The sequence below is a fragment of the Curvibacter gracilis ATCC BAA-807 genome, from assembly GCF_000518645.1.
Classification (GTDB): domain Bacteria; phylum Pseudomonadota; class Gammaproteobacteria; order Burkholderiales; family Burkholderiaceae_C; genus Curvibacter; species Curvibacter gracilis.
Map to the genome: position 1 here is coordinate 1 of NZ_KI912466.1, position 20,215 is coordinate 20,215.

Consider the following 20,215-nt stretch of genomic DNA (forward strand, 5'->3'; position numbering starts at 1 on the left):
GCCAGCAGCGCCCGTTCGTTGTCGACATGGGCCGACACCGCCTGATCAATCAATGCCAGGCCGGCGTCGGTGAGCTGCACCAGCGTGCTGCGCGCATCCTCGGGGTTGGGCACCCGCTGCACCCAACCAGACGATTCCAAGCCCTTGAGGCGGTGCGTCATGGTGCCCGAGCTGACCATCATGGCCGAGAACAGCGCCGTGGGCGCCAGGCAGTAAGGCGCACCAGACCGCCGCAAGGTGGCCAGCATGTCGAACTCCCAACCGGCCAGGCCGAACTCGGCAAATTTTTCGTCCAGCCTGCGCCGCAGCAGCACTTCGCAGCGCTTGAGCCGCCCGATCAGGCCCATGGGGCTGACGTCCAGATCGGGACGCTCCCGATGCCACTGGGCCAGGATGGCATCGACGGCATCGGGTGAGCGGCTTTCGAGGGGTGACATGCTGACTCCTGGGGGCATTTATCTTGACATCGAGATTATCTGATACGCTTATTTATCTTGAAATCGAGATAAATATGTCAACCAGCACCGCTCAACATCCGTGGCGCGACGCCCTCCTGACCGCCCTGGCCCCCATGATCTGGGGCACGACCTACCTGGTCACCACCGAAATGCTGCCCCCAGACCGCCCTTTCACCGCGGCGTTGTTGCGAGCCTTGCCGGCAGGCCTGTTGCTGACGGCGTTCTGTCGCCGATGGCCGCGGCCGGGTGACTGGGGCCGTCTTCTGCTGCTGTCGGCCTTGAACATCGGCTTCTTCCAGGCCCTGCTCTTCATCGCGGCCTACCACCTGCCTGGGGGATTGGCCGCGGTGGCCGGGGCCCTCCAGCCTTTGTTGGTGATGGCCCTGGCCTGGTTGCTGGACCGGCAGCGCCCTCTGCCGCTGGCCCTGGGCGCGGCCGGCGTCGGGGTGCTCGGCATGGCCGCCCTGCTGCTGTCGCCCACGGCCAGCTGGAACCCGGTGGGCCTGGCCGCCGCCCTGGCCGGCACCGCCTGCATGGCGGCCGGCACCCTGCTGGCCCGACGCTGGCGCACCGACCTGCCGGTGCTGGCCTTCACGGGTTGGCAATTGCTGCTGGGCGGTCTGATCCTGGCGCCGTTGGCCTGGGTGATCGACCCGCCCCTGCCCTCACTCGGCTGGACGGCCGGGCTCGGCTATGCCTACCTCTCCCTGGTCGGGGCGCTGCTGGCCTATTCGTTGTGGTTTCGCGGCATTGCCCGCCTGCCCTCGGTGGCGGTGTCTTCGCTGGGGCTGCTGAGCCCGCTCACGGCCGTGGTGCTGGGCTGGGTGTGGCTGGGGCAGGCGATGACAGGTTGGTCGCTGCTGGGCCTGGTGCTGGTGTTCGGCAGCATCCTGACGGTGCAATGGGCCAGCGCCCCCAAAAAGTGAGAGCCCTCCACCAGGCGCCTCGCATTGATGTCTGAAAATGATTGAATCCGGTCTTGACCCGAGCGGTCAAGCCGCATGAAACTGGGAAGAATCAAGGCTCCAAACCACCTTGATGGAGTCTGAAAATGAACACCGCCCTGATCGTGATCGATGTGCAGGAATCCTTCCGCCACCGCCCCTTCTTCACTGAAAAAGACCTGCCGGCCTATCTGGCGGCCCAGAACGCGCTGATCGAAGGCGCAGTGGCCCTGGGCCTGCCGGTGATCCGCGTGCTGCACAGCGACGGGCCCGAAGTGGTCGACAACCCTTTCGCACAGGCCTCCGGGCAGGTGCGGGCCCTGGAGGGTCTGACGCCCTTCGAGCCCGCTGCCACCTTCATCAAGCATCGGCACAGCGCGCTGGTCGGCACCGGCCTCGATGTCTGGCTGACCCGCCACGGCGTGGGGCGACTGATCATCAGCGGCATCCGCACCGAGCAATGCTGCGAAACCACCACCCGCCACGCCTCCGACCTGGGCTGGACGGTCGACTACGTGACCGAGGCCACGCTGACCTGGGACATGACCCAGCCCGACGGCAGCACCCTGAGCGCCGCCGACATCAAGCTGCGCACCGGCACGGTGCTGCAGGGCCGCTTCTGCACCCTGTGCAGCGTGGAGCAAGCCCTGCATCGGGCCAAGGAGGCCGTGTGAGCGAGACCGACTTGCAGATCGGCATCCTCGGTTTCGACGAGGTCGAGGTGCTGGACCTGGCCGGCCCCTACGAGGTGTTCACCACCGCGGCCCGCATGGCCGCCCGCATGAATGCCGAGGACAGCGGTGAAGACCTGCTGAGCGCCAGCCGTTGGCAGGTGCATTGCATCAGCCGTCAAGGCCAGGCCATACGGGCCCGTGCCGGCCTGGGGATCGAGGCCTCGCGCAGCTTCGCCACATGCCCCCATCCCGATGTGCTGGTGGTGCCGGGTGGTGTCGTCGAACAGGCAGCCCGCTGCCCGGCCACGCTGGCCTGGGTGGCCGAAGCCGCCCGCCATGCCCAGCTGACGGCCTCGGTGTGCACAGGGGTGTTCATCCTGGCCAGCGCCGGGGTGCTGCGTGACGAGCCGGTGACCACCCACTGGGAAGATCTGGACGATCTGCGCCGTCAGCACCCTGGCCTTCAGGTGCTCGAGGGACTGCGCTGGGTGGAGCACGGCCGCCTGATCACTTCGGCCGGCATCAGTGCCGGCATCGACATGAGCCTGCACCTGGTGGCCCGGCTGGCCGGGCAGGCACTTGCAGAACGCACGGCAAGACAGATGGACTACCGATGGCTGCAACAGGCGGATTGACGCCGAACACCCGACGGCCTGGTCGGGTGCTCGTGCATTTCGTGTTGCTGGACGACAGCCTGATCCTTGATTGGGCCGGGCCGGCCGAGGCCTTGCGCATCGCCAATCAGGTGCTGCAGGCCCAGGGGCAGGAGTCGGTGTTCGAGCTGCATTTCGTGGGCCCCAGCACGAGCACGCGCAGCTCGGTCGGCGCCTTCATCAGCCAGATCGAGCCGCTGCCCGCGCTGGGGACAGAACACAAGTCCAAGGCTGACACCTGCGATTGGGTGGTGCTGGTGGGGCAACCCGGGCGCCGCGTGGACCTGTCGCACCCCGGAGGCCGCGCCGTGCTGCACTGGCTGCGCGGCCTGCGCCTGCAAGCCGGCCGGCTTGAACTGCTGTGCGTCTGCGCCGGGGCGGTGATCGCGGCCCATGCCGGTTTGCTGGCCCGGCATCGGGCCACCACCCACCATCAACATCTGGACGAATTGCGCGAAGTCGAGCCCCTTTGTGAGGTGGTGCAGAACCGGGTCTTCGTGCTGGATCCCCCCTTGAGCAGCAGCGCCGGCGTGACCACGGGCATCGACCTGATGCTGCACCGCGTGGCCGGTGTCTGCGGTCCGGCCGTGACCGCCCAGGTGGCCCAGACCCTGGTGGTGGCGTTGCGCCGCGGCCCGCAAGACCCGGAGCTGTCGCCCTTTCTGAACCACCGCAACCACCTGCACCCGGCCCTGCACCGGGTGCAGGATGCCGTCAGCCAGGCGCCCCAATTGGATTGGACCGTGCCCCGCATGGCCGATGTGGCCCACACCTCGGCGCGCCACCTGGGCCGGCTGTTTGCCGAGCACGCGGGCATCGCGCCCCTGGCCTACCTGCGCCAGCTCAGGCTGGCCGTGGCCCAGGCCGCGCTGCAATCGGGCCACAACGTGACCCAGGCGGCGGCGATGGCGGGCTTCAGCTCGGACACCCAGCTGCGCCGCACCTGGCATGACCTGGGCATGGCCGGCCTGCCGTCGGAGCAGGCCGGCGCAGGCTGAATGCGGCGGCCTGGGTGGGTTCAGGCGCCCGAAGAGCGCAGGCTGGCCAGGCGATCCGCCACTTCGGCCACGTCGACCGCGTCCAGGGCATGGCGCAGGTAGGTCTGCAGGTCTTCGCGGGCCAGCGCGTCCTGGCCTTGCTCGGCCAGCGCCAGCCCGCGGTCGCGGTACTCGACCCAGGCATCGGGCAGCAGGATCACCAGGCGGTTCTGCACCGCCACCAGGCGCTCCCAGTCTTTCTGGGCCCGGTGGATCTCTTTCAGGTTGCGCAACATGCGCGCCACCACGTCGCGTGGCCGCGCGGCCTGCAGGTACAGGCCCAGCGGGGCCTCGAAATCGTCGCCCAGGCCGCTGCGGTGGCGGAAAGGCTCAAGCCGCTCGGACAGGGCTTCACGGCCAAGGGACTGGCCATTGAAGGGGTCGATCACCACCTGCCCCTCGGCCAGATTCACCTTGACCAGGAAATGCCCCGGAAAGCCCACCCCCTGCGCCTGCAGCCCCAGCCCCTGGGCCAACTCCAGCCACAGCACCGCCAGCGAGATGGGGATGCCCTGGCGCGTGCGCAGCACGGCGTGCAGGTAGCTGTTGTCGGGGTCGTAGTAGTTGTTGAGGTTGCCGCCAAAGCCCAGGTCGGCAAAAAAGAACTGGTTCAGCACCTGCAGCTTCTGCATGGCCGCGGCGTCGGTGGCGATGCGCCGCCGCAACCTGGCCTGCAACTGGTCCACATCGCCCAGCACCTGCTGTACATCCAGCTCGGGGTACTCGTCATGGCCCAGGCTGGCCACGGCTTCGAGCAGCGGGAATTGGTCGTCGCTCTGCACCAGCGTGCGGAAGTACGCCAAGGGGGTGGGAGCGGAAAAGCGCAGTTCCATGGTCAGGTTTTAAATGGGGTGAACACGACCGTCAAGCCCGTGATGCCTACCGGCCAGAGCGCCTGCCGCCAGCGCCAGGGGCCGGGTCAACGCCGCAGCAGATGGCGCAGTTTGAGGCCGGCGGCCCACAAGGCGCCGAAATAAATCAACATGGCCCCCAGCATCACCCCACCCAGCAGAGCCACCCGCACGAAAGGGGTGTCGCGAAGGGTCAGCCAGGCATAGTTGTTGGCGGCCCAGATCAGGAAGATGGCCAGCACCGCGCTGCCCGCCACCACCTGCAGCATGAACAGACCCCAGCCGGGCAGCGGGCGGTAAGAGCCGCGGCGCATCAGCCCCACCAGCAGCCAGCCCGCATTGACCAGGGCCCCCAGTCCGATCGACAGGGTGAGCGCCGCGTGCTGCAGATAAGGCACGAGCAGGTAGTTGAAGACCTGGGTCAGCACCAGCACCCCGATGGCGATGCGCACCGGGGTGCGCGTGTCCTGGTTGGCGAAGTAGCCCGGCGCCAGCACCTTGATCGCCACCACGCCCACCAGGCCCACACCCCAGCCCATCAGGGCGGTGGTGGTCTGCAGCACGTCGCGGTCGCTGAAGTGGCCGTAGTGGTACAGCGTGGCGACCAGGGGTTTGGCAAAGGTCAGCAAGGCCACGGCGCTGGGCACCGACATCAGCATGACCAGGCGCAGACCCCAATCGAGCAGGTCGGAATAGCCTGCGGTGTCCTTGCGCGAGCGCGCGGCCGCCAGCTGGGGCATCAGCACCACCCCCAGCGCCACGCCCAGCATGGCCGTGGGAAACTCCATCAGCCGGTCGGCATAGGTGATCCAGCTGACGCTGCCCGGGGCCAGGTGCGAGGCGATCTGGGTGTTGATCATCATCGAGATCTGGGCCACGCCCACCCCGAGCAGAGCCGGCAGCATCAGCCCCACCACCTGCTGCGTGGCCGGGTCTTGCCAGGCCTGGCGCAGCTGGCGCCAGCTCAGGCCGATGCGCGGCAAAAGCCCCAGGCGACGCAGCGCCGGCACCTGCACCAGCAGTTGCAGCACCCCGCCCAGCATCACGCCACCGACCATGGCAAAAATGGGTTCGATGTTCATGCGCGACAGCCACGGCGCGCCCTGCCAGGCGGCCAGGATCATCGACAGGTTCAGCAGCACCGGGGTGGCGGCAGGCACGGCAAAGCGCTTCCAGGTGTTGAGCACCCCGGCCGACAGGGCCACCATCGACATGAAACCGATGTAGGGGAACATCCAGCGGGTCATGAACACCGCCGCGTCATAACCGGCCGGGTCTTGCTGCAGGCCGCTGGCCATGCCCCAGACCATCAAGGGTGCGCCCAGCACGCCCAGCACGCAGGTGAGCACCAGGGCCCAGGCCAGCACCGTGGCCACCTGGCTGATCACGCGCCGGGTGGCCTCCTCGCCGTGCTGCTCCTTGCTGGCCGCCAGCGCCGGGATGAAGGCCTGGCTGAACGCGCCTTCGGCAAAGAAGCGGCGAAACAGGTTGGGAATGCGGAACGCCACGTTGAAGGCGTCGGTCATCGCGCTGGCACCAAAGGCCGAGGCCACCAGCAACTCCCGCACCAGACCGGTGATTCGGGACGCCAGCGTGAGCAGCGAGACGGTAGAGGCGGCTTTGAAAAGGGTCACGCACCGAGTGTATGCGCAGTCCAAGGCGCCAATATTGGACGCTTCATGACAGCTGGGCTACAATCGCGGGCTTTGCTGGCAACATCTCCAAACACACAAGGAATTTAAAAATGGCATCTACCAAGCCCAAGAAAAAGAACCCGCGTCTGGCCTCCGGCCGCAAGCGCGTTCGCCAAGACGTCAAGATCAACGCCGCCAACACCTCGCTGCGCTCCAAGTACCGCACCGCTGTGAAGAACGTCGAAAAGGCCGTCGCCGCCGGCGACAAGACCAAGGCTGCTGAAGCCTTTGCCAAGGCCCAGAGCGTGGTCGACACCGTGTCCGACAAGGGCATCTTCCACAAGAACAAGGCCGCGCGCGACAAGAGCCGCCTGGCCGCCAAGGTGAAGGCCCTGGCCCTCGCCGCCTGAACTTTCAGGTAAAACAGCCCGGACGGGCCGCTTTCCAAGCGTTCTGTCCGCCGTTTGCCACGGGTGCGCTGTCAGCAAAGCAAAAACCGCCTACGGGCGGTTTTTTGTTGCCTGTCGTTTTTGCACCATGCCCGACAGTGGCACAAGGTCATGGCGCCTCGCGCCGCACCATCACCGGCTGTGCCGGCTGCATCATGAAGTGCGGCGACATGATCTGGACCCCGGCCTCGTTGAAACAGTCCTGCAGGTTCTCGTGCAGGTGCGACAGCACCTGGAGCCGCTGCAACGGCCGGTCCAGATGGGCCAGCAGCTCGTATTCGACATAGAAATCGCCCAGCGCCCGTTGCAGCACATAGGGCTTGGGTTCGGAACGCAGACCCGGCGTGCGCGCGGCGGCCTGCAACATCAGGGCATGCACCTGCCGCCATTCGGCGTCGTAGCCGATGCTGATGCGGGTGCTGAACAGCGTGCCCGAACTGCCCGACAGCCTGGAGTAGTTCTTGATGGCATTGCTCATGAGCACCGCATTGGGAATGGTGATCTCCTCGTTGCGCACATTGACCAGCTTGGTGGCCAGGCCACCCACCTGCTGCACCACCCCCTCCACCGCATCGGCGCCCTGCCCGATCACCACGTGGTCGCCCACGCGCAGGGCCCGCGAGTACACCAGCACCAGACCGCTCATGAGCTGGTTCACCACGCCGCTGGAGCCCAGGGTCACCATCGCCCCCAGCAACACCGACAGCCCTTTGAAGGCATCGCTCTGCGAGCCCGGCAGGTAGGGGTAGGCCGCCACCACGGCAAAGGCCCAGATCGCCAGGGCCACCAGGCGCCGGGTGGCGCTGGCGGTTTCCGGGTGGATCACCGACAACTGCAGCTGGCGCCGCGACACGGCCCGGAACAGCGTGTTGGACGCCTGCACCGCCGCCTGGGCCAGGGCCACGATCACCACCACCACGATCAAACCGGGCAACTGCTTGAGCAGGCCCTGCCCCACCGTGCTCAGCGCATCGCCCAGAAAACCGCCCAGCCGATGCCCAACGCCTTCGGTCAGCGGGAACAGCAGCAGCACCGAGCTCAGCCAGGAGAAAAGCAGCGCGGCCGACAGGAAGATGGCCATCAACTCGACAACCCGGGCCAGCAGCGAACGCAAGTAGGGCATCCAGCCGGGCACGCGCACCGGCAGCGCCAGTCGGTCCGGATGGGGTTCGGCGTGGTGATCTGCCAGTTCCTCATCGCACGACCGCGCCACGGAATCATCCAGCCAGTGGCGCAGCCGCCCCGCCAGGCGCCAGATGCCCCACAACAAGGCCAGCAGCAAGCCGGTTTCGAGGGCAGCCAGGCCCCAGGCCAGAATCAGATCGGTCGTCATGCGGCCGATGATAGAAGAGTCGAATGGCCCGCCCGCGTTACAAATGCAAGCGCCTGCGGCCGATCCAGAGCTCGCTCAGCCCGCCTTGGGCTTGGAGGGCGCGTCGGGCACCAGGCAGGCCTCAGCGACCTGCAGGTGGTTGTCACGGGCGAAATTGAGCACGAAATCCCAGGCCATGGGCTCGAAATCGCGCAGGTCCCGATGCACCACCACACACTTGACGCCATTGAGCGTGGTCGGAATGCACCAGGGCGAATAGCTCAGGTGACTGCCCGGGTGGGCCCCGCCAGGGCGGAACTGGCTCATGACACCTGCCAGACGCTCAGCCCAATCGCTGGGCCGGAAGGTCTTGCCATCATGGGTAAGACCCTGGATGAAGACTTCTTTGGCGGAATCAGAAACCATGGGGTGAGGGCTTGTGGGGGTTGGAAGAAGCTCAGACAGGATCGCTGCCCGGTTCAGCATGAGTATTCTATCTTATATAAGACTAAAAACCACCTGACGACATGCATTGCTGTAATGCGAAATGGTCAAAAAAGCTTCGCCAAGCAGCGCCTAGAATTGCGTTTCAGCGGTTTGACCGTCGCTGAGCTACCGGCCAAAAACCGGCCCCGCTGGCACCCAGCCGGGCTTGAAATCCGCCAAGCGAAATGTCCCTTCAGCCCGCCCGGGAATCCATCCCGGCAGGGCCTCCGAGACATCGCAAGACCGATGCCAAGCCCGACCGACACGCCTTTATAGAGCGGGACCTGGTTTTTGGCGACCTTAAGCCCTGTTTTGGAGTACAGCATGACCGCACTGATTGAGGCCTCTTCACCCCACGTGATGAACACCTATGGCCGCCTGCCCATCGCGATGTCGCACGGGCAAGGCGCCTGGGTCTGGGACGTGAATGGGCGAAAGTACCTCGACGGTCTGGCTGGCATTGCCGTCAACACCCTGGGACACAACCACCCCAAACTGGTGCCCGCCCTGCAAGACCAGATCGCCAAGCTGATCCATTGCTGCAACTACTACCACGTGCCCGGCCAGGAAGCCCTGGCGACCAAGCTGGTCGAGTTCTCGGGCATGAGCAATGTGTTCTTCTGCTCCACCGGCCTGGAAGCCAACGAAGCCGCCATCAAGCTGGCCCGCAAGTTCGGCCATGACAAGGGCATCGACCGCCCCGTCATCGTGGTCTATGAGAAGGCCTTCCACGGCCGCTCGATCGCCACGCTGTCGGCCACCGGCAACCAGAAGATCCAGCAAGGCTTCGGCCCCCTGGTCGAAGGCTTTCTGCGTGTGCCGGTGAACGACATCGAAGCGCTCAAGAAGGCCACCGAAGGCAACCCGAACGTGGTGGCGGTGTTCTTCGAGACCATCCAGGGCGAAGGCGGCATCAACCCGATGCAGATCGAGTACCTGCAGCAGTTGCGCGCCCTGTGCACCGAACGCGACTGGCTGATGATGATCGACGAAGTGCAGTGCGGCATGGGCCGCACCGGCAAGTGGTTTGCCCACCAATGGGCCGGCATCGTGCCCGATGTGATGCCCCTGGCCAAGGGCCTGGGCTCGGGCGTGCCGATCGGCGCAGTGGTGGCGGGCCCCAAGGCCGCAGCCATCTTCCAGCCCGGCAACCATGGCACCACCTTCGGCGGCAACCCACTGGCCATGCGCGCCGGGGTTGAAACCATCCGCATCATGGAAGAAGACGGCCTGCTGGACAACGCCGCCCGTGTCGGCGCCCACCTGCGCGCCGCCCTGGTGCGCGAACTGGGCAGCCTGCCCGGGGTGAAGGAGATCCGCGGCCAAGGCCTGATGATCGGTGTCGAGCTCGACCGCCCCTGCGGCGCGCTGACAGGCCAGGCGGCCGAAGCCGGCCTGCTGCTGAGCGTGACGGCCGACAGCGTGATCCGCATCGTGCCGCCGCTGATCCTCAGCACCGACGAAGCCGATCAGATCGTCGCCATCCTGGCACCGCTGGTGAAGGCCTTCCTGGCAGGAGGCGCGCAATGAGCACCACCGCCCTGCGCCACTACCTGCAGTTCAAGGACCTGAGCGCCAATGAATACGCGCACCTGCTGCAGCGCGCCGCCATCATCAAGAAGAAGTTCAAGGCCTACGAAAAATACCACCCGCTGGCCGACCGCACGCTGGCCATGATCTTCGAGAAGGCCAGCACCCGCACCCGGGTGAGCTTTGAGGCCGGCATGTACCAGTTGGGTGGCTCGGTGGTTCACCTGACCACCGGCGACAGCCAGTTGGGCCGGGCCGAACCCATCGAAGACAGCGCCAAGGTGATCAGTCGCATGGTCGATCTGGTGATGATCCGCACCTTCGGCCAGGACAAGATCGAGCGCTTTGCCGAGCACTCGCGCGTGCCCGTCATCAACGGCCTGACCAACGAGTTCCACCCCTGCCAGATCCTGGCCGACATCTTCACCTACATCGAGCACCGCGGCTCGATCCAGGGCAAGACCGTGGCCTGGGTGGGTGATGGCAACAACATGGCCAACACCTGGCTGCAGGCGGCCGAGCTGCTCGACTTCAAGGTGCATGTCAGCACGCCCAACGGCTACGAGGTCAATGAGAGCGTGGCCGGCGTCAGCCGCCGCGACTGCTTCGAAGTGTTCAGTGATCCGCTGGAGGCCTGCCGCAACGCCGATCTGGTGACCACCGATGTCTGGACCAGCATGGGCTATGAGGCCGAGAACGAGGCCCGCCGTGCCGCCTTTGCCGACTGGTGCGTGGACACCGAGATGATGAAGGTGGCCCGACCGGACGCCTTGTTCATGCACTGCCTGCCCGCCCACCGTGGTGAGGAAGTCGAAGCCGACGTGATCGATGGCCCCCAATCCGTCGTCTGGGACGAGGCCGAGAACCGCATGCACGTGCAAAAGGCCTTGATGGAATTCCTGCTGCTGGGGCGCGTCAGCTGAGGTCTGCCATGAGCCATCCCTGCCTGAGCTGTGGCGCCTGCTGCGCCTCCTATCGGGTCGATTTTTCGGTCTATGAGCTGGACGAGGCCGGCGGCAAGGTGCCGTCCGGCCTGACGGTCGAGGTCAACGGCAGCACCTGCCGGATGCGCGGCACCGACCACGTGCCCATCCGCTGCGCAGCCCTCACCGGCAAGGTGGGCGAAAAGGTGGCCTGCGGCATCTACGAATGGCGCCCGGCGCCCTGCCATGAGTTGGAGGCGGGCGACTACGGCTGCGAAAAGGCCCGTGCCCGTCACGGCCTGCCCCCTTATGCCGAGGTGGTGGGCGACCGGATCGTTTGAGAGCGCTCAGCGCCCGGGCTTCATCCACAGCGGCTCGCGGCCGCTGGCGGCGCCTGCCGCCGGTGTCTTGGCCGGGCCGCAGCCCCCGCAGTCGCTGCAGGCTCCGCAGCCGGGCGCCTCGCCCAGCTTCTTCTGCACCCGCCCCAGCGGCTTGCGCCAGGCCGCCGGCATCCAGTACCACAGGGCATACACCCCGGCCAGAACCACCACCAGGCCAACAATCCATTGCTGCCACATGATCAAGCGCCTCCGAGCATCAAGGTGATCCGATAGGTGAGCCAGCTGGCCCCGTAGGCCAGGGCAAACAGGTAGCCGGCCATCAGCGCCACATAGCGCCAGCTGTTGGTTTCGCGGCGCACGGTGACCAGGGTGGAGATGCACTGCGGTGCAAACACATACCAGACCAGCAAGGACAGCGCCGTGGCCAGCGACCAGCTGTGCGCAATCAAAGGGCCCAGTTCGGCCGCCACATCCTCACCGCTGGCCGACAGGGCATACACCGTGCCCAAGGCGCCCACGGCCACCTCGCGCGCGGCCAGGCCGGGCACCAGGGCGATGGCGATCTGCCAGTTGAAGCCGATGGGTGCGAACACCGTTTCCAACAGGCGGCCCAGTTGGCCGGCAAAGCTGTACTGGATGGCGGCACCGGTCGCGCCCTCGGGTGCCCCCGGGTAGGTGGACAGGAACCACAGCACCACCATCAGGGCCAGGATGATGCTGCCCACCCGCTTGACGAAGATCGAGGCGCGCTCGAACAGGCCCTGGGCCAGGTTGCGCAGGCTGGGCCAGCGGTAGGCAGGCAACTCCATGACCAGGGGCGTGGGCCGGGCATTGCCGCGCCACAGCTTGAACACCGCCGCCACCGCCATGGCGCCGACGATGCCCCCCACGTACAAGGCGAACATCACCAGGCCTTGCAGATTGAACACCCCGCCCACCGTGCGCTCAGGGATGAAGGCGCTGATCAGCAGTGCGTACACCGGCAGCCGGGCCGAGCAGGTCATCAGCGGGGCGATCATGATGGTGACCAGGCGATCGCGCCAATGGGTGATGGTGCGGGTGGCCATCACGCCAGGGATGGCGCAGGCAAAGCTCGACAGCAGCGGGATGAAGGAGCGGCCAGACAGGCCCACCGTGCCCATGACCCGGTCCAGCAGAAAGGCCGCCCGGGGCAGGTAACCCGAATCTTCCAGCACCAGGATGAAGAAGAACAGGATCAGGATCTGCGGCAGGAACACCAGCACGCCGCCGGCCCCGGCCAGCACGCCGTCGGCCAGCAGGCTTTGCAGCACACCCGCCGGCACCTGCTCGCGCACCAGTTCGGCCAGGCCGTCCACGCCGCCCTTGATGGCGTCCATGGGCACGGTGGCCCAGCTGAACACGGCCTGGAACATCATGAACAGGGTGAACGCCAGGATCAGCATGCCCCACAGCGGGTGCAGCACCACGCGGTCGATGGCGTCGTCGGTGTGCAGGGTGTCGGCCGGCGTCTGAACCGCCAAGCCCAGGATGCGCCGCACCTCCAGCTGGGTGGCCATCACCTCGTCGAAATGCGGCGCATGCCAGGCCCGGGCCCCTTGGCCGCTGCGTCGGGTGGCCTGCCACTGCTCGAAGAAGGCCAGCAGCTCGTGGGCTCCGTCGTGGCGGATGCCCACGGTCTCCAGCACCGGCATGCCCAGCTCACGCGCCAACACCTCGCGGTCGATGTGGATGCCCTCGCGGCGGGCGGCATCGCTCATGTTCAGGGCCAGCACCATGGGCAGGCCCAGGGAACGAGCCTCCAGCACCAGGCGCAGGTTGAGCTTCAGGTTGGTGGCATCGGCCACACACACCAGCAGATCGGGCACCGGCTCGCCGGCCCGGTGGCCGGTCACGATGTCGCGCGTGACGGCCTCGTCGGCACTCAAGGCGTTCAGGCTGTAGGCGCCCGGCAGGTCCAGCACCACCACGCGCCGCCCACCCGGCGTGGCCACCACCCCCTCCTTGCGCTCGACGGTCACGCCTGCATAGTTGGCCACCTTCTGGCGGCTGCCGGTGAGCAGGTTGAAGAGCGCGGTCTTGCCGCAATTGGGGTTGCCCAGCAAGGCGGCACGTAAAGAGGGAGCGGCCTCGGTCATCAGATTCTCTTTTCGGCTGGGGCGGCCAGGGACACCCGGATCAGCGCCGCCTCATGGCTGCGCAAGGCAAAGGTGGTGTGCCCCACGCGCACGGCAATCGGATCGGCGGCCGGGAAGCCGCGGGCAATCACCCGCACGGGCTCGCCGGGCAGAAAGCCGATCTCGAGCAGACGCAGCAGCAACTCCTGGTCTTCGGGTGAACTGGGCAATTCCAGGCGCACCACCTGCGCATCGACGCGCAGCGGCAATTCATGGACTCCCATCTCCTGGGCGGGGGAGCTGACCACGGGGGGCTTGGACATCGGCACAGTCGCCTTCTGAATGAAAACTATTCTTATTCTAGCCCCTCCAGAAAATGCGCCGCCTGTCTGAAATAAGCGACACCACGAAATTCTGGCGCCAGTAACGTCAGCGCCCATGCAACAGATCTGGGATATCTCCCCCCCCATCCATGCTGACGCCCCGGTGTTTCCGGGCGATGCGCCCTACCAGCAGCACTGGGCCGCCACCCTGGGCCCGGGCTGTCCGGTGAACGTCGCCACCCTCAGCCTGTCGCCCCATGTGGGCGCCCACGCCGATGCGCCGCTGCATTACGACCCGGCCGGCAGCCCGGTCGGGCTGCTGCCGCTGGAGCCCTTTCTGGGCCCTTGCCGGGTGATCCATGCCATCGACCGCGGCCCGCTGCTGCGCTGGTCTGATCTGGCCCACGCCCTGCCCACCGGGCAGGCCATGCCCCCGCGCGTGCTGGTGCGCTGCTACCGCCAGGCCCCCACGCAATGGGACCCTGATCTGCCCGCTTTTGCCCCCGAGACGCTGGAGCAACTGGCCGACCTGGGGGCCTGCCTGATCGGCATCGACAGCGCCAGCATCGACCCGGCCGACAGCAAGACGCTGGACAGCCATCAGGTGATCCGTCGCCGCGGCCTGCGCGTGCTGGAAAACCTGGTGCTCGACGAGGTGCCTGAAGGCGACTACGAATTGATCGCCCTGCCCCTGAAGCTGATCAGCGCCGACGCCTCGCCGGTGCGGGCCGTGCTGAGACGCCTGTCGCAGCCGCGCTGACCGCCCCATCCACGACCTTTGCAACCCCTGCCAACACAAGAAGGACCCCCACCATGTGCCCCTACCACAACACCGCAGCCAAGCCCGACCAGCCGCAGGAGCCGACCCCGGCCCACGCCACCGAGCGCATCGTCGCCGAAGAGCGCGCCCAGCTCGACTTCAGCCAGTCGATGAGCTATGGCGACTACCTGCAATTGGACAGCATCCTGACGGCCCAGCACCCGCGCTCACCCGACCACAATGAGATGCTGTTCATCGTGCAGCACCAGACCAGCGAACTCTGGATGAAGCTGATGCTGCACGAGCTGGGGGCCGCCATCCGCCACATCGCAGCCGACGACCTGCAGACGGCCTTCAAGATGCTGGCCCGGGTCAGCAAGATCATGGAGCAACTGGTGCATGCCTGGGACGTGCTGGCCACCATGACACCGCCCGAATACAGCGCCATCCGCCCCTACCTGGTGAACTCCAGCGGCTTCCAGAGCTACCAGTACCGCTGCATCGAATTCGCGCTGGGCAACAAGAACGCCGCCATGCTCAAGCCCCACGAGCACCGGCCCGAATTGCTGGCCATGGTGCAGGAGCGCTACCAGAGCGCCTCGCTGTACGACGAGGCCCTGCGTCTGCTGGCGCGCCGCGGCCTGGCCGTGCCCGCCAGCCACACCGAGCGCGACTGGACCCAGCCCTACGAGGCCAGCGACGGCGTCGAGCAGGCCTGGCTCACGGTGTACCGCGACCCCAAGGCGCACTGGGACCTGTACCAGCTGGGCGAAGAGCTCACCGACCTCGAAGACGCCTTCCGCCTGTGGCGCTTCCGCCACCTGACCACGGTCGAGCGCGTCATCGGCTTCAAGCGCGGCACCGGCGGCACCGGCGGCGTGAGCTACCTGCGCAAGATGCTCGACGTGGTGCTCTTCCCCGAAATCTGGCGCCTGCGCACCGACCTTTGAACGGCCCGCACAGGGTCTTGGGTGGCCCACTTGGATTTGCTCAAGACCTTGGAGATGTTGCAATGCACAATACCCCCATTGCAACTGCACGGAATCGGTCATGCGACGCGTTGTTTTCAATCAGAAGGGCGGGGTCGGCAAATCGACCATCACCAGCAACCTGGCCGCCATCGGCGCGCACCTGGGCCAACGCACCCTGGTGGTCGACCTCGACCCCCAGGGCAACTCCAGCCGCTACCTGCTGGGGGATGCGGTGGAGCAGGGCCTGAGCGGGGTGGCCGACTTTTTCGACACCACGCTCAAGTTCACCCTGCGTGCGCCCGCCACCAGCGACTTCATCGTCGCCTCCCCCTGGGAGAACCTGCACGTCATGCCGTCCAGCCCGGCACTGGAAGAACTGCATGGCAAGCTGGAGAGCCGCTACAAGATCTACAAGCTGCGCGATGCCCTGCAAGAGCTGGCGGACGACTACGACGCGATCTGGATCGACACGCCACCGGCGCTCAATTTCTACACCCGCTCAGCGCTGATCGCGGCCGAGTCGTGCCTGATCCCGTTTGACTGCGATGACTTCTCGCGCCGGGCGCTCTATGGTCTGCTCGACAGCGTCAAGGAGATCCAGGCCGACCACAACCCCGATCTGCGCGTGGACGGCATTGTGGTGAACCAGTTCCAGCCCCGCGCCGCCCTGCCCCGTCGCACCGTGCAGGAGCTGATCGACGAAGGCCTGCCGGTGTGCCAGCCCTACCTCAGCGCCAGCGTGAAGATCAAGGAGTCGCACGAGCTGGCCCGGCCCATGATCCACCTCGACCCGCGCCACAAGCTGACGCAGGAACTGGTGGCTCTGTACGAGTCCCTGAACACCTGAGCTGAACGCCTGAAAGACAAAACCCCGCCACGGAGGACCGCTGGCGGGGTTTCGGGAGGATGCGCGCTGGCTCAGAACAGCTGCAGGCTCACCCAGTAGGCCACGCCGGCCACAAAGGCCGAGGCCGGAATGGTCAGCACCCAGGCCCAGACGATGTTGCCGGCCACCCCCCAGCGCACGGCGCTGGCGCGCTGCACCGAGCCCACGCCGACGATGGCGCCGGTGATGGTGTGGGTGGTGGACACCGGCACCCCCAGCAAGGTGGCGATGAACAGCGTGATGGCCCCACCGGTTTCGGCGCAGAAGCCGCCCACGGGCTTGAGCTTGGTGATCTTCTGGCCCATGGTCTTCACGATGCGCCAGCCGCCGAACATGGTGCCCAGCCCGATGGCCATGTAGCAGCAGATGATGGTCCAGGTGGGCGGCGCCGATTCCTGGGCCGAGGCGTAACCGGTGGCGATCAGCAGCATCCAGATGATGCCGATGGTCTTTTGCGCATCATTGCCGCCGTGGCCCAGGCTGTAGGCGCCGGCCGAAATCAGTTGCAGGCGCCGGAACCAGCGATCGATCTTGGACGGGCGGGTGCGGCGGCAGATCCAGGCCACGGCCACCATCATCAGCGAGCCAAACAGAAAGCCCAGCAAGGGCGAGATGAAGATGAAGGCCACCGTGCGCAGGATGCCGGCACCGATCAGCGCGCTGGCGCCGGCCTTGGCGATCACGGCACCCACGATGCCGCCGATCAGGGCATGCGAGGAGCTGCTGGGAATGCCGTAATACCAGGTGATCAGGTTCCAGAAAATGGCCCCTGCCAGGGCACCGAACACCACGTGGATGTCGATCACGCCGGCATCGGCAATGCCCTTGCCCACCGTCGCGGCCACGCTGAGGTGGAAGATGAAGATGGCGATGAAATTGAAGAAGGCCGCAAACACCACGGCCTGCCCGGGCTTCAGAACCCCCGTGGACACCACCGTGGCGATCGAGTTGGCGGCATCATGAAACCCGTTCATGAAGTCGAACACCAGGGCCATGGCGACCAGCACCATGACAGCCCACAGTGCTACCGGAACATTGCTCATGTGAGTGCCCCAGATCAGGAGTTCTCGAGGATGATGCCCTCGATCAGGTTGGCCACGTCTTCGCACTTGTCGGTGATGGTTTCCAACAACTCGTAAATGGCCTTGAGCTTGATCACTTCGCGCACATCGGGCTCTTCGCGGAACAGCTTGCTCATGGCAGAGCGCATCACGCGGTCGGCGTCCGACTCCAGGCGGTCGATCTCTTCGCAGGTCTTGAGGGCGGCTTCGGCCACCGGCTGGTCGGCGATCTTGTCGAGCAACTGCACCGCGTCGCGCAGGCGTTCGCAGCACTTCAGGCTCAGGTCGGTCAGGCGGCTGATTTCATCGGTCATGACGCGCACGTCATACAGGGCCATGGTCTCGGCCGAGTCCTGGATCAGGTCGGCCACGTCGTCCATGGTGTTGATCAGCGAGTGGATCTGCTCGCGGTCGATCGGGGTGATGAAGGTCTTGTGGATCAGGCGGTTGACGTCCTGGGTCACGCGGTCGGCGGCGTGCTCGGCAGCGTCGACGTCCTGGTTGTACTTCTCACGCAGATGGGGGTCGCCGTAGTTGGCCACCAACTGGGAGAACGCACGCGCAGCCTCCACGATGTGCTGGGCGTGCTGGTTGAACATCTCGAAAAAATTGCCTTCTCGGGGCAACAGCTTGCCAAACAGCATGGCGACTCCTAGCGGACTGAGGGGGTCACAGATTGTGACGAAAAAATGACAAAGCCTCTGATTCTAACCGGCCGGCCTGGATGGGCGGCCGCTGAGCCCGCCCTCCCCCTCAGGCTGGCGGCTCAGGCGCCGCGGAAGATGAAGTACACCGCCCCCACCATGCACAGCCCGGCCCAGAGGTAATCGAGCTTGAGCGGCTGCTGCATGTAAAGCACCGAAAACGGCACAAACACCGTCAAGGTGATCACTTCCTGCATGATCTTGAGCTGCCCCACATTGAGCTGGGTGAAGCCGATGCGGTTGGCCGGCACCTGCAGCAGGTACTCGAACAGCGCGATGCCCCAGCTGATGAAGGCGGCGGTGTACCAGGGCGTCTGCGCCAGGCTCTTGAGGTGCCCGTACCAGGCAAAGGTCATGAACAGGTTGGACAGCACCAGCAGGGCCGCGGCCTGCAGCGGCACCGGGAAGGATTGGAAAAAGGTCAGCATGGGCACCATTATCCGGAGCCACGCCGCCTGCACCCCCAGATCAGCCAGATGTCCACCGGCTGACCAGGCGTATCCGAAGACCGACCACGAAGCACCAGCCCCATGAAAAAAGCCGGGTCAAAACCCGGCTTTGGCAGCCCAGCGTGCCGTCAGCCGACGGCGCTGGGAGCACAGTGGCTTACTCGCCCAGATAGGCGGCACGCACCTTGGGATCGCTCAGCAGGTCCTTGCCCTTGCCGGTCATGGTGATCAGGCCCGATTCCATCACGTAGCCGCGGCTGGCAATGGCCAGGGCACGGCTGGCGTTCTGCTCGACCAGCACGATGGTCACACCTTGGGCCGACACGTCACGCACCACCTCGAAGATCTTGTCGACCATGATGGGCGACAGGCCCATCGAGGGCTCGTCCAGCAACAACACCTTGGGCTGGCTCATCAGCGCGCGGGCCATGGCCAGCATCTGCTGCTCACCGCCCGACATGGTGCCGGCCAGTTGGTCGCGGCGCTCCTTGAGGCGAGGGAACAGGGCAAACATCTTGTCGATGTCGGCCAGCACGCCAGCCTTGTCGTTGCGGATGAAGGCGCCCATCTGCAGGTTTTCGGTGATGGTCATGCGGGTGAACACACCGCGCCCCTCGGGCACCATCACCAGGCCTTGCTTGACCAGGTCCCAGGCGCCCTGCCCCTTGATGGGCTTGCCCAGGTAGAAGATGTCGCCGGCGTTGGCCGCCAGGCCCCCGGTGATGGCCTTCATGGTGGTGGTCTTGCCCGCACCGTTGGAGCCGATCAGCGAGACCAGCTCGCCCTCGTGAACCTCGAAGTCCACGCCCTTGACCGCCTGGATGCCCCCGTAGGACACCTTCAGGCCAGCCACTTTCAAAAGCGTTTTCGCTGTCATGGGTTTGTCTTTCTCACTCAATGGCCACCGGCGCCGAGGTAAGCCTCGATCACCTTTTCGTTCTTCTGCACGTCGGCGGGCAGGCCTTCGGCAATCTGCTTGCCGTAGTCCAGCACCGTGACGCGGTCGCACAGGCCCATGACCAGCTTCACGTCGTGTTCGATCAGCAAAATGGTGCGGTTGTCGCGGCGGATCTGGTCGATCAGCTCGCGCAATTGCACCTTCTCGGTGGCGTTCATGCCGGCGGCCGGCTCGTCCAGCGCGATCAGCTGCGGGTCGGTGGCCAGGGCGCGGGCGATCTCCAGGCGGCGCTGGTCGCCGTAGGACAGCGTGCGGGCCTTGAAGTCGGCGTACTTGCCGATGCCCACGTAATCGAGCAGCTCTTGAGCGCGCTTGGCGATCGCGGCCTCTTCGGCCTTGAAGCCCGCGGTGCGGAACACCGCCCCCAGCAGGCCCGAGCCGGTGCGGATGTGGCGGCCCACCATCACGTTCTCGAGCGCGGTCATTTCAGAGAACAAGCGGATGTTCTGGAAGGTGCGGGCAATGCCTGCCTTGGCCACTTCGTGCACGGCCGTGGGCTGGTAGGGCTTGCCGGCCAGCTCGAAGTTGCCGGTGTCGGGCGTGTACAGCCCGGTGATGACGTTGAAAAACGTGGTCTTGCCGGCGCCGTTGGGGCCGATCAGGCCATAGACCTGGCCACGTTCGATGGTGATGCCCACATCGCTCAGGGCCTGGAGGCCGCCGAAGCGTTTGGAAATGCCGGACACCTTGAGTACGGTTTCTGCCATGGGTGTCT

At 66.0% G+C, this 20,215-nt stretch carries 24 protein-coding genes; 11 read left to right on the top strand and 13 right to left on the bottom strand.

Annotated elements, in window-relative coordinates; translation table 11 throughout:
• Positions 1 to 437, bottom strand: a 437-nt coding sequence (locus L880_RS0125605) for a MarR family winged helix-turn-helix transcriptional regulator (protein WP_027478020.1), incomplete at its 3' end; no start/stop codon positions are given.
• A gap of 74 nt (positions 438 to 511) precedes the next feature.
• On the opposite strand from L880_RS0125605, the gene L880_RS0125610 reads away from it, so the two are divergent.
• The 4 genes from L880_RS0125610 (at position 512) to L880_RS0125625 (ending at position 3,727) form a co-directional block, all read left to right on the top strand.
• Entirely contained in the window at positions 512 to 1,384 is an 873-nt protein-coding gene (locus L880_RS0125610; RefSeq protein ID WP_027478021.1) for an EamA family transporter, read from the top strand.
• A gap of 125 nt (positions 1,385 to 1,509) precedes the next feature.
• Positions 1,510 to 2,076 carry an isochorismatase family protein gene (locus L880_RS0125615; protein WP_027478022.1) on the top strand — a complete coding sequence of 189 codons (567 nt, stop codon included), beginning with the start codon at positions 1,510 to 1,512 and terminating at the stop codon, positions 2,074 to 2,076.
• Positions 2,073 to 2,711, top strand: a complete 639-nt coding sequence (locus L880_RS0125620; RefSeq protein WP_027478023.1) for a DJ-1/PfpI family protein — start codon at positions 2,073 to 2,075, stop codon at positions 2,709 to 2,711. The genes L880_RS0125615 and L880_RS0125620 overlap by 4 nt, the downstream gene beginning before the upstream one ends.
• On the top strand, positions 2,690 to 3,727 hold the full coding sequence (locus L880_RS0125625) for a GlxA family transcriptional regulator (RefSeq protein ID WP_051443606.1): 1,038 nt from the start codon (positions 2,690 to 2,692) through the stop codon (positions 3,725 to 3,727). The genes L880_RS0125620 and L880_RS0125625 overlap by 22 nt, the downstream gene beginning before the upstream one ends.
• 20 nt (positions 3,728 to 3,747) lie before the next feature.
• Here L880_RS0125625 and L880_RS0125630 read toward each other — a convergent pair whose 3' ends face one another.
• Positions 3,748 to 4,599 (bottom strand): SirB1 family protein, encoded by an 852-nt coding sequence (locus L880_RS0125630; RefSeq protein WP_019574628.1) that lies wholly within the window; start codon positions 4,597 to 4,599, stop codon positions 3,748 to 3,750.
• 86 nt (positions 4,600 to 4,685) lie between these two features.
• The gene (gene murJ / locus L880_RS0125635) at positions 4,686 to 6,251 is read right to left on the bottom strand and encodes a murein biosynthesis integral membrane protein MurJ (RefSeq protein ID WP_027478025.1); all 1,566 of its coding nucleotides are present in this window, start codon (positions 6,249 to 6,251) and stop codon (positions 4,686 to 4,688) included.
• Between the two features lie 110 nt (positions 6,252 to 6,361).
• On the opposite strand from murJ, the gene rpsT reads away from it, so the two are divergent.
• A complete protein-coding gene (gene rpsT, locus L880_RS0125640) occupies positions 6,362 to 6,661 on the top strand; it encodes a 30S ribosomal protein S20 (protein ID WP_027478026.1) in 300 nt (99 codons plus the stop codon).
• Between the two features lie 148 nt (positions 6,662 to 6,809).
• Here rpsT and L880_RS33655 read toward each other — a convergent pair whose 3' ends face one another.
• Positions 6,810 to 8,033 (bottom strand): mechanosensitive ion channel family protein, encoded by a 1,224-nt coding sequence (locus L880_RS33655; RefSeq protein WP_051443607.1) that lies wholly within the window; start codon positions 8,031 to 8,033, stop codon positions 6,810 to 6,812.
• 75 nt (positions 8,034 to 8,108) lie between these two features.
• Positions 8,109 to 8,438 (bottom strand): DUF3579 domain-containing protein, encoded by a 330-nt coding sequence (locus L880_RS0125650; RefSeq protein WP_027478027.1) that lies wholly within the window; start codon positions 8,436 to 8,438, stop codon positions 8,109 to 8,111.
• Between the two features lie 384 nt (positions 8,439 to 8,822).
• On the opposite strand from L880_RS0125650, the gene L880_RS0125655 reads away from it, so the two are divergent.
• Genes L880_RS0125655 through L880_RS33660 form a run of 3 tightly spaced genes read left to right on the top strand, consistent with a single transcriptional unit; the run spans position 8,823 to position 11,292 of the window.
• Positions 8,823 to 10,028 (top strand): aspartate aminotransferase family protein, encoded by a 1,206-nt coding sequence (locus L880_RS0125655; RefSeq protein WP_027478028.1) that lies wholly within the window; start codon positions 8,823 to 8,825, stop codon positions 10,026 to 10,028.
• On the top strand, positions 10,025 to 10,951 hold the full coding sequence (gene argF, locus L880_RS0125660; RefSeq protein ID WP_027478029.1) for an ornithine carbamoyltransferase: 927 nt from the start codon (positions 10,025 to 10,027) through the stop codon (positions 10,949 to 10,951). The genes L880_RS0125655 and argF overlap by 4 nt, the downstream gene beginning before the upstream one ends.
• An 8-nt stretch (positions 10,952 to 10,959) precedes the next feature.
• Entirely contained in the window at positions 10,960 to 11,292 is a 333-nt protein-coding gene (locus tag L880_RS33660) for a YkgJ family cysteine cluster protein (RefSeq protein ID WP_043330751.1), read from the top strand.
• A gap of 6 nt (positions 11,293 to 11,298) precedes the next feature.
• Here the strand turns inward: L880_RS33660 and L880_RS33665 are convergent, their stop codons facing one another.
• Genes L880_RS33665 through L880_RS0125680 form a run of 3 tightly spaced genes read right to left on the bottom strand, consistent with a single transcriptional unit; the run spans position 11,299 to position 13,711 of the window.
• Positions 11,299 to 11,529, bottom strand: a complete 231-nt coding sequence (locus L880_RS33665; RefSeq protein ID WP_043330753.1) for a hypothetical protein — start codon at positions 11,527 to 11,529, stop codon at positions 11,299 to 11,301.
• A gap of 2 nt (positions 11,530 to 11,531) precedes the next feature.
• Positions 11,532 to 13,409, bottom strand: coding sequence for a ferrous iron transporter B (gene feoB / locus L880_RS0125675; RefSeq protein ID WP_027478030.1), 1,878 nt, complete (start codon positions 13,407 to 13,409; stop codon positions 11,532 to 11,534).
• Positions 13,409 to 13,711 carry a FeoA family protein gene (locus L880_RS0125680; protein ID WP_051443608.1) on the bottom strand — a complete coding sequence of 101 codons (303 nt, stop codon included), beginning with the start codon at positions 13,709 to 13,711 and terminating at the stop codon, positions 13,409 to 13,411. Before L880_RS0125680 ends, feoB begins: the two co-directional genes overlap by 1 nt.
• 115 nt (positions 13,712 to 13,826) lie before the next feature.
• Here L880_RS0125680 and kynB point away from each other — a divergent pair, with 115 nt between their 5' ends.
• The 3 genes from kynB to L880_RS0125695 all read left to right on the top strand — a co-directional run bounded on the left by kynB (position 13,827) and on the right by L880_RS0125695 (position 16,289).
• The gene (kynB, locus tag L880_RS0125685; protein WP_027478032.1) at positions 13,827 to 14,471 is read left to right on the top strand and encodes an arylformamidase; all 645 of its coding nucleotides are present in this window, start codon (positions 13,827 to 13,829) and stop codon (positions 14,469 to 14,471) included.
• 53 nt (positions 14,472 to 14,524) lie between these two features.
• On the top strand, positions 14,525 to 15,421 hold the full coding sequence (kynA, locus tag L880_RS0125690; protein WP_027478033.1) for a tryptophan 2,3-dioxygenase: 897 nt from the start codon (positions 14,525 to 14,527) through the stop codon (positions 15,419 to 15,421).
• A 100-nt stretch (positions 15,422 to 15,521) separates the two neighbouring features.
• The gene (locus L880_RS0125695; protein WP_027478034.1) at positions 15,522 to 16,289 is read left to right on the top strand and encodes a ParA family protein; all 768 of its coding nucleotides are present in this window, start codon (positions 15,522 to 15,524) and stop codon (positions 16,287 to 16,289) included.
• Between the two features lie 71 nt (positions 16,290 to 16,360).
• Here L880_RS0125695 and L880_RS0125700 read toward each other — a convergent pair whose 3' ends face one another.
• The 5 genes from L880_RS0125700 to L880_RS0125720 all read right to left on the bottom strand — a co-directional run bounded on the left by L880_RS0125700 (position 16,361) and on the right by L880_RS0125720 (position 20,207).
• On the bottom strand, positions 16,361 to 17,371 hold the full coding sequence (locus L880_RS0125700) for an inorganic phosphate transporter (RefSeq protein WP_027478035.1): 1,011 nt from the start codon (positions 17,369 to 17,371) through the stop codon (positions 16,361 to 16,363).
• A gap of 14 nt (positions 17,372 to 17,385) precedes the next feature.
• Positions 17,386 to 18,033, bottom strand: a complete 648-nt coding sequence (locus L880_RS0125705) for a DUF47 domain-containing protein (protein WP_019574643.1) — start codon at positions 18,031 to 18,033, stop codon at positions 17,386 to 17,388.
• 122 nt (positions 18,034 to 18,155) lie between these two features.
• Positions 18,156 to 18,530, bottom strand: a complete 375-nt coding sequence (locus L880_RS0125710) for a DMT family protein (RefSeq protein WP_211245361.1) — start codon at positions 18,528 to 18,530, stop codon at positions 18,156 to 18,158.
• A gap of 169 nt (positions 18,531 to 18,699) precedes the next feature.
• Positions 18,700 to 19,419: an ABC transporter ATP-binding protein gene (locus L880_RS0125715; RefSeq protein WP_157443456.1), complete on the bottom strand. Its 720-nt coding sequence runs from the start codon at positions 19,417 to 19,419 to the stop codon at positions 18,700 to 18,702.
• Positions 19,420 to 19,436: 17 nt separating this feature from the next.
• Positions 19,437 to 20,207: an ABC transporter ATP-binding protein gene (locus L880_RS0125720; protein WP_027478038.1), complete on the bottom strand. Its 771-nt coding sequence runs from the start codon at positions 20,205 to 20,207 to the stop codon at positions 19,437 to 19,439.
• Between the last annotated feature and the right edge of the window lie 8 nt (positions 20,208 to 20,215).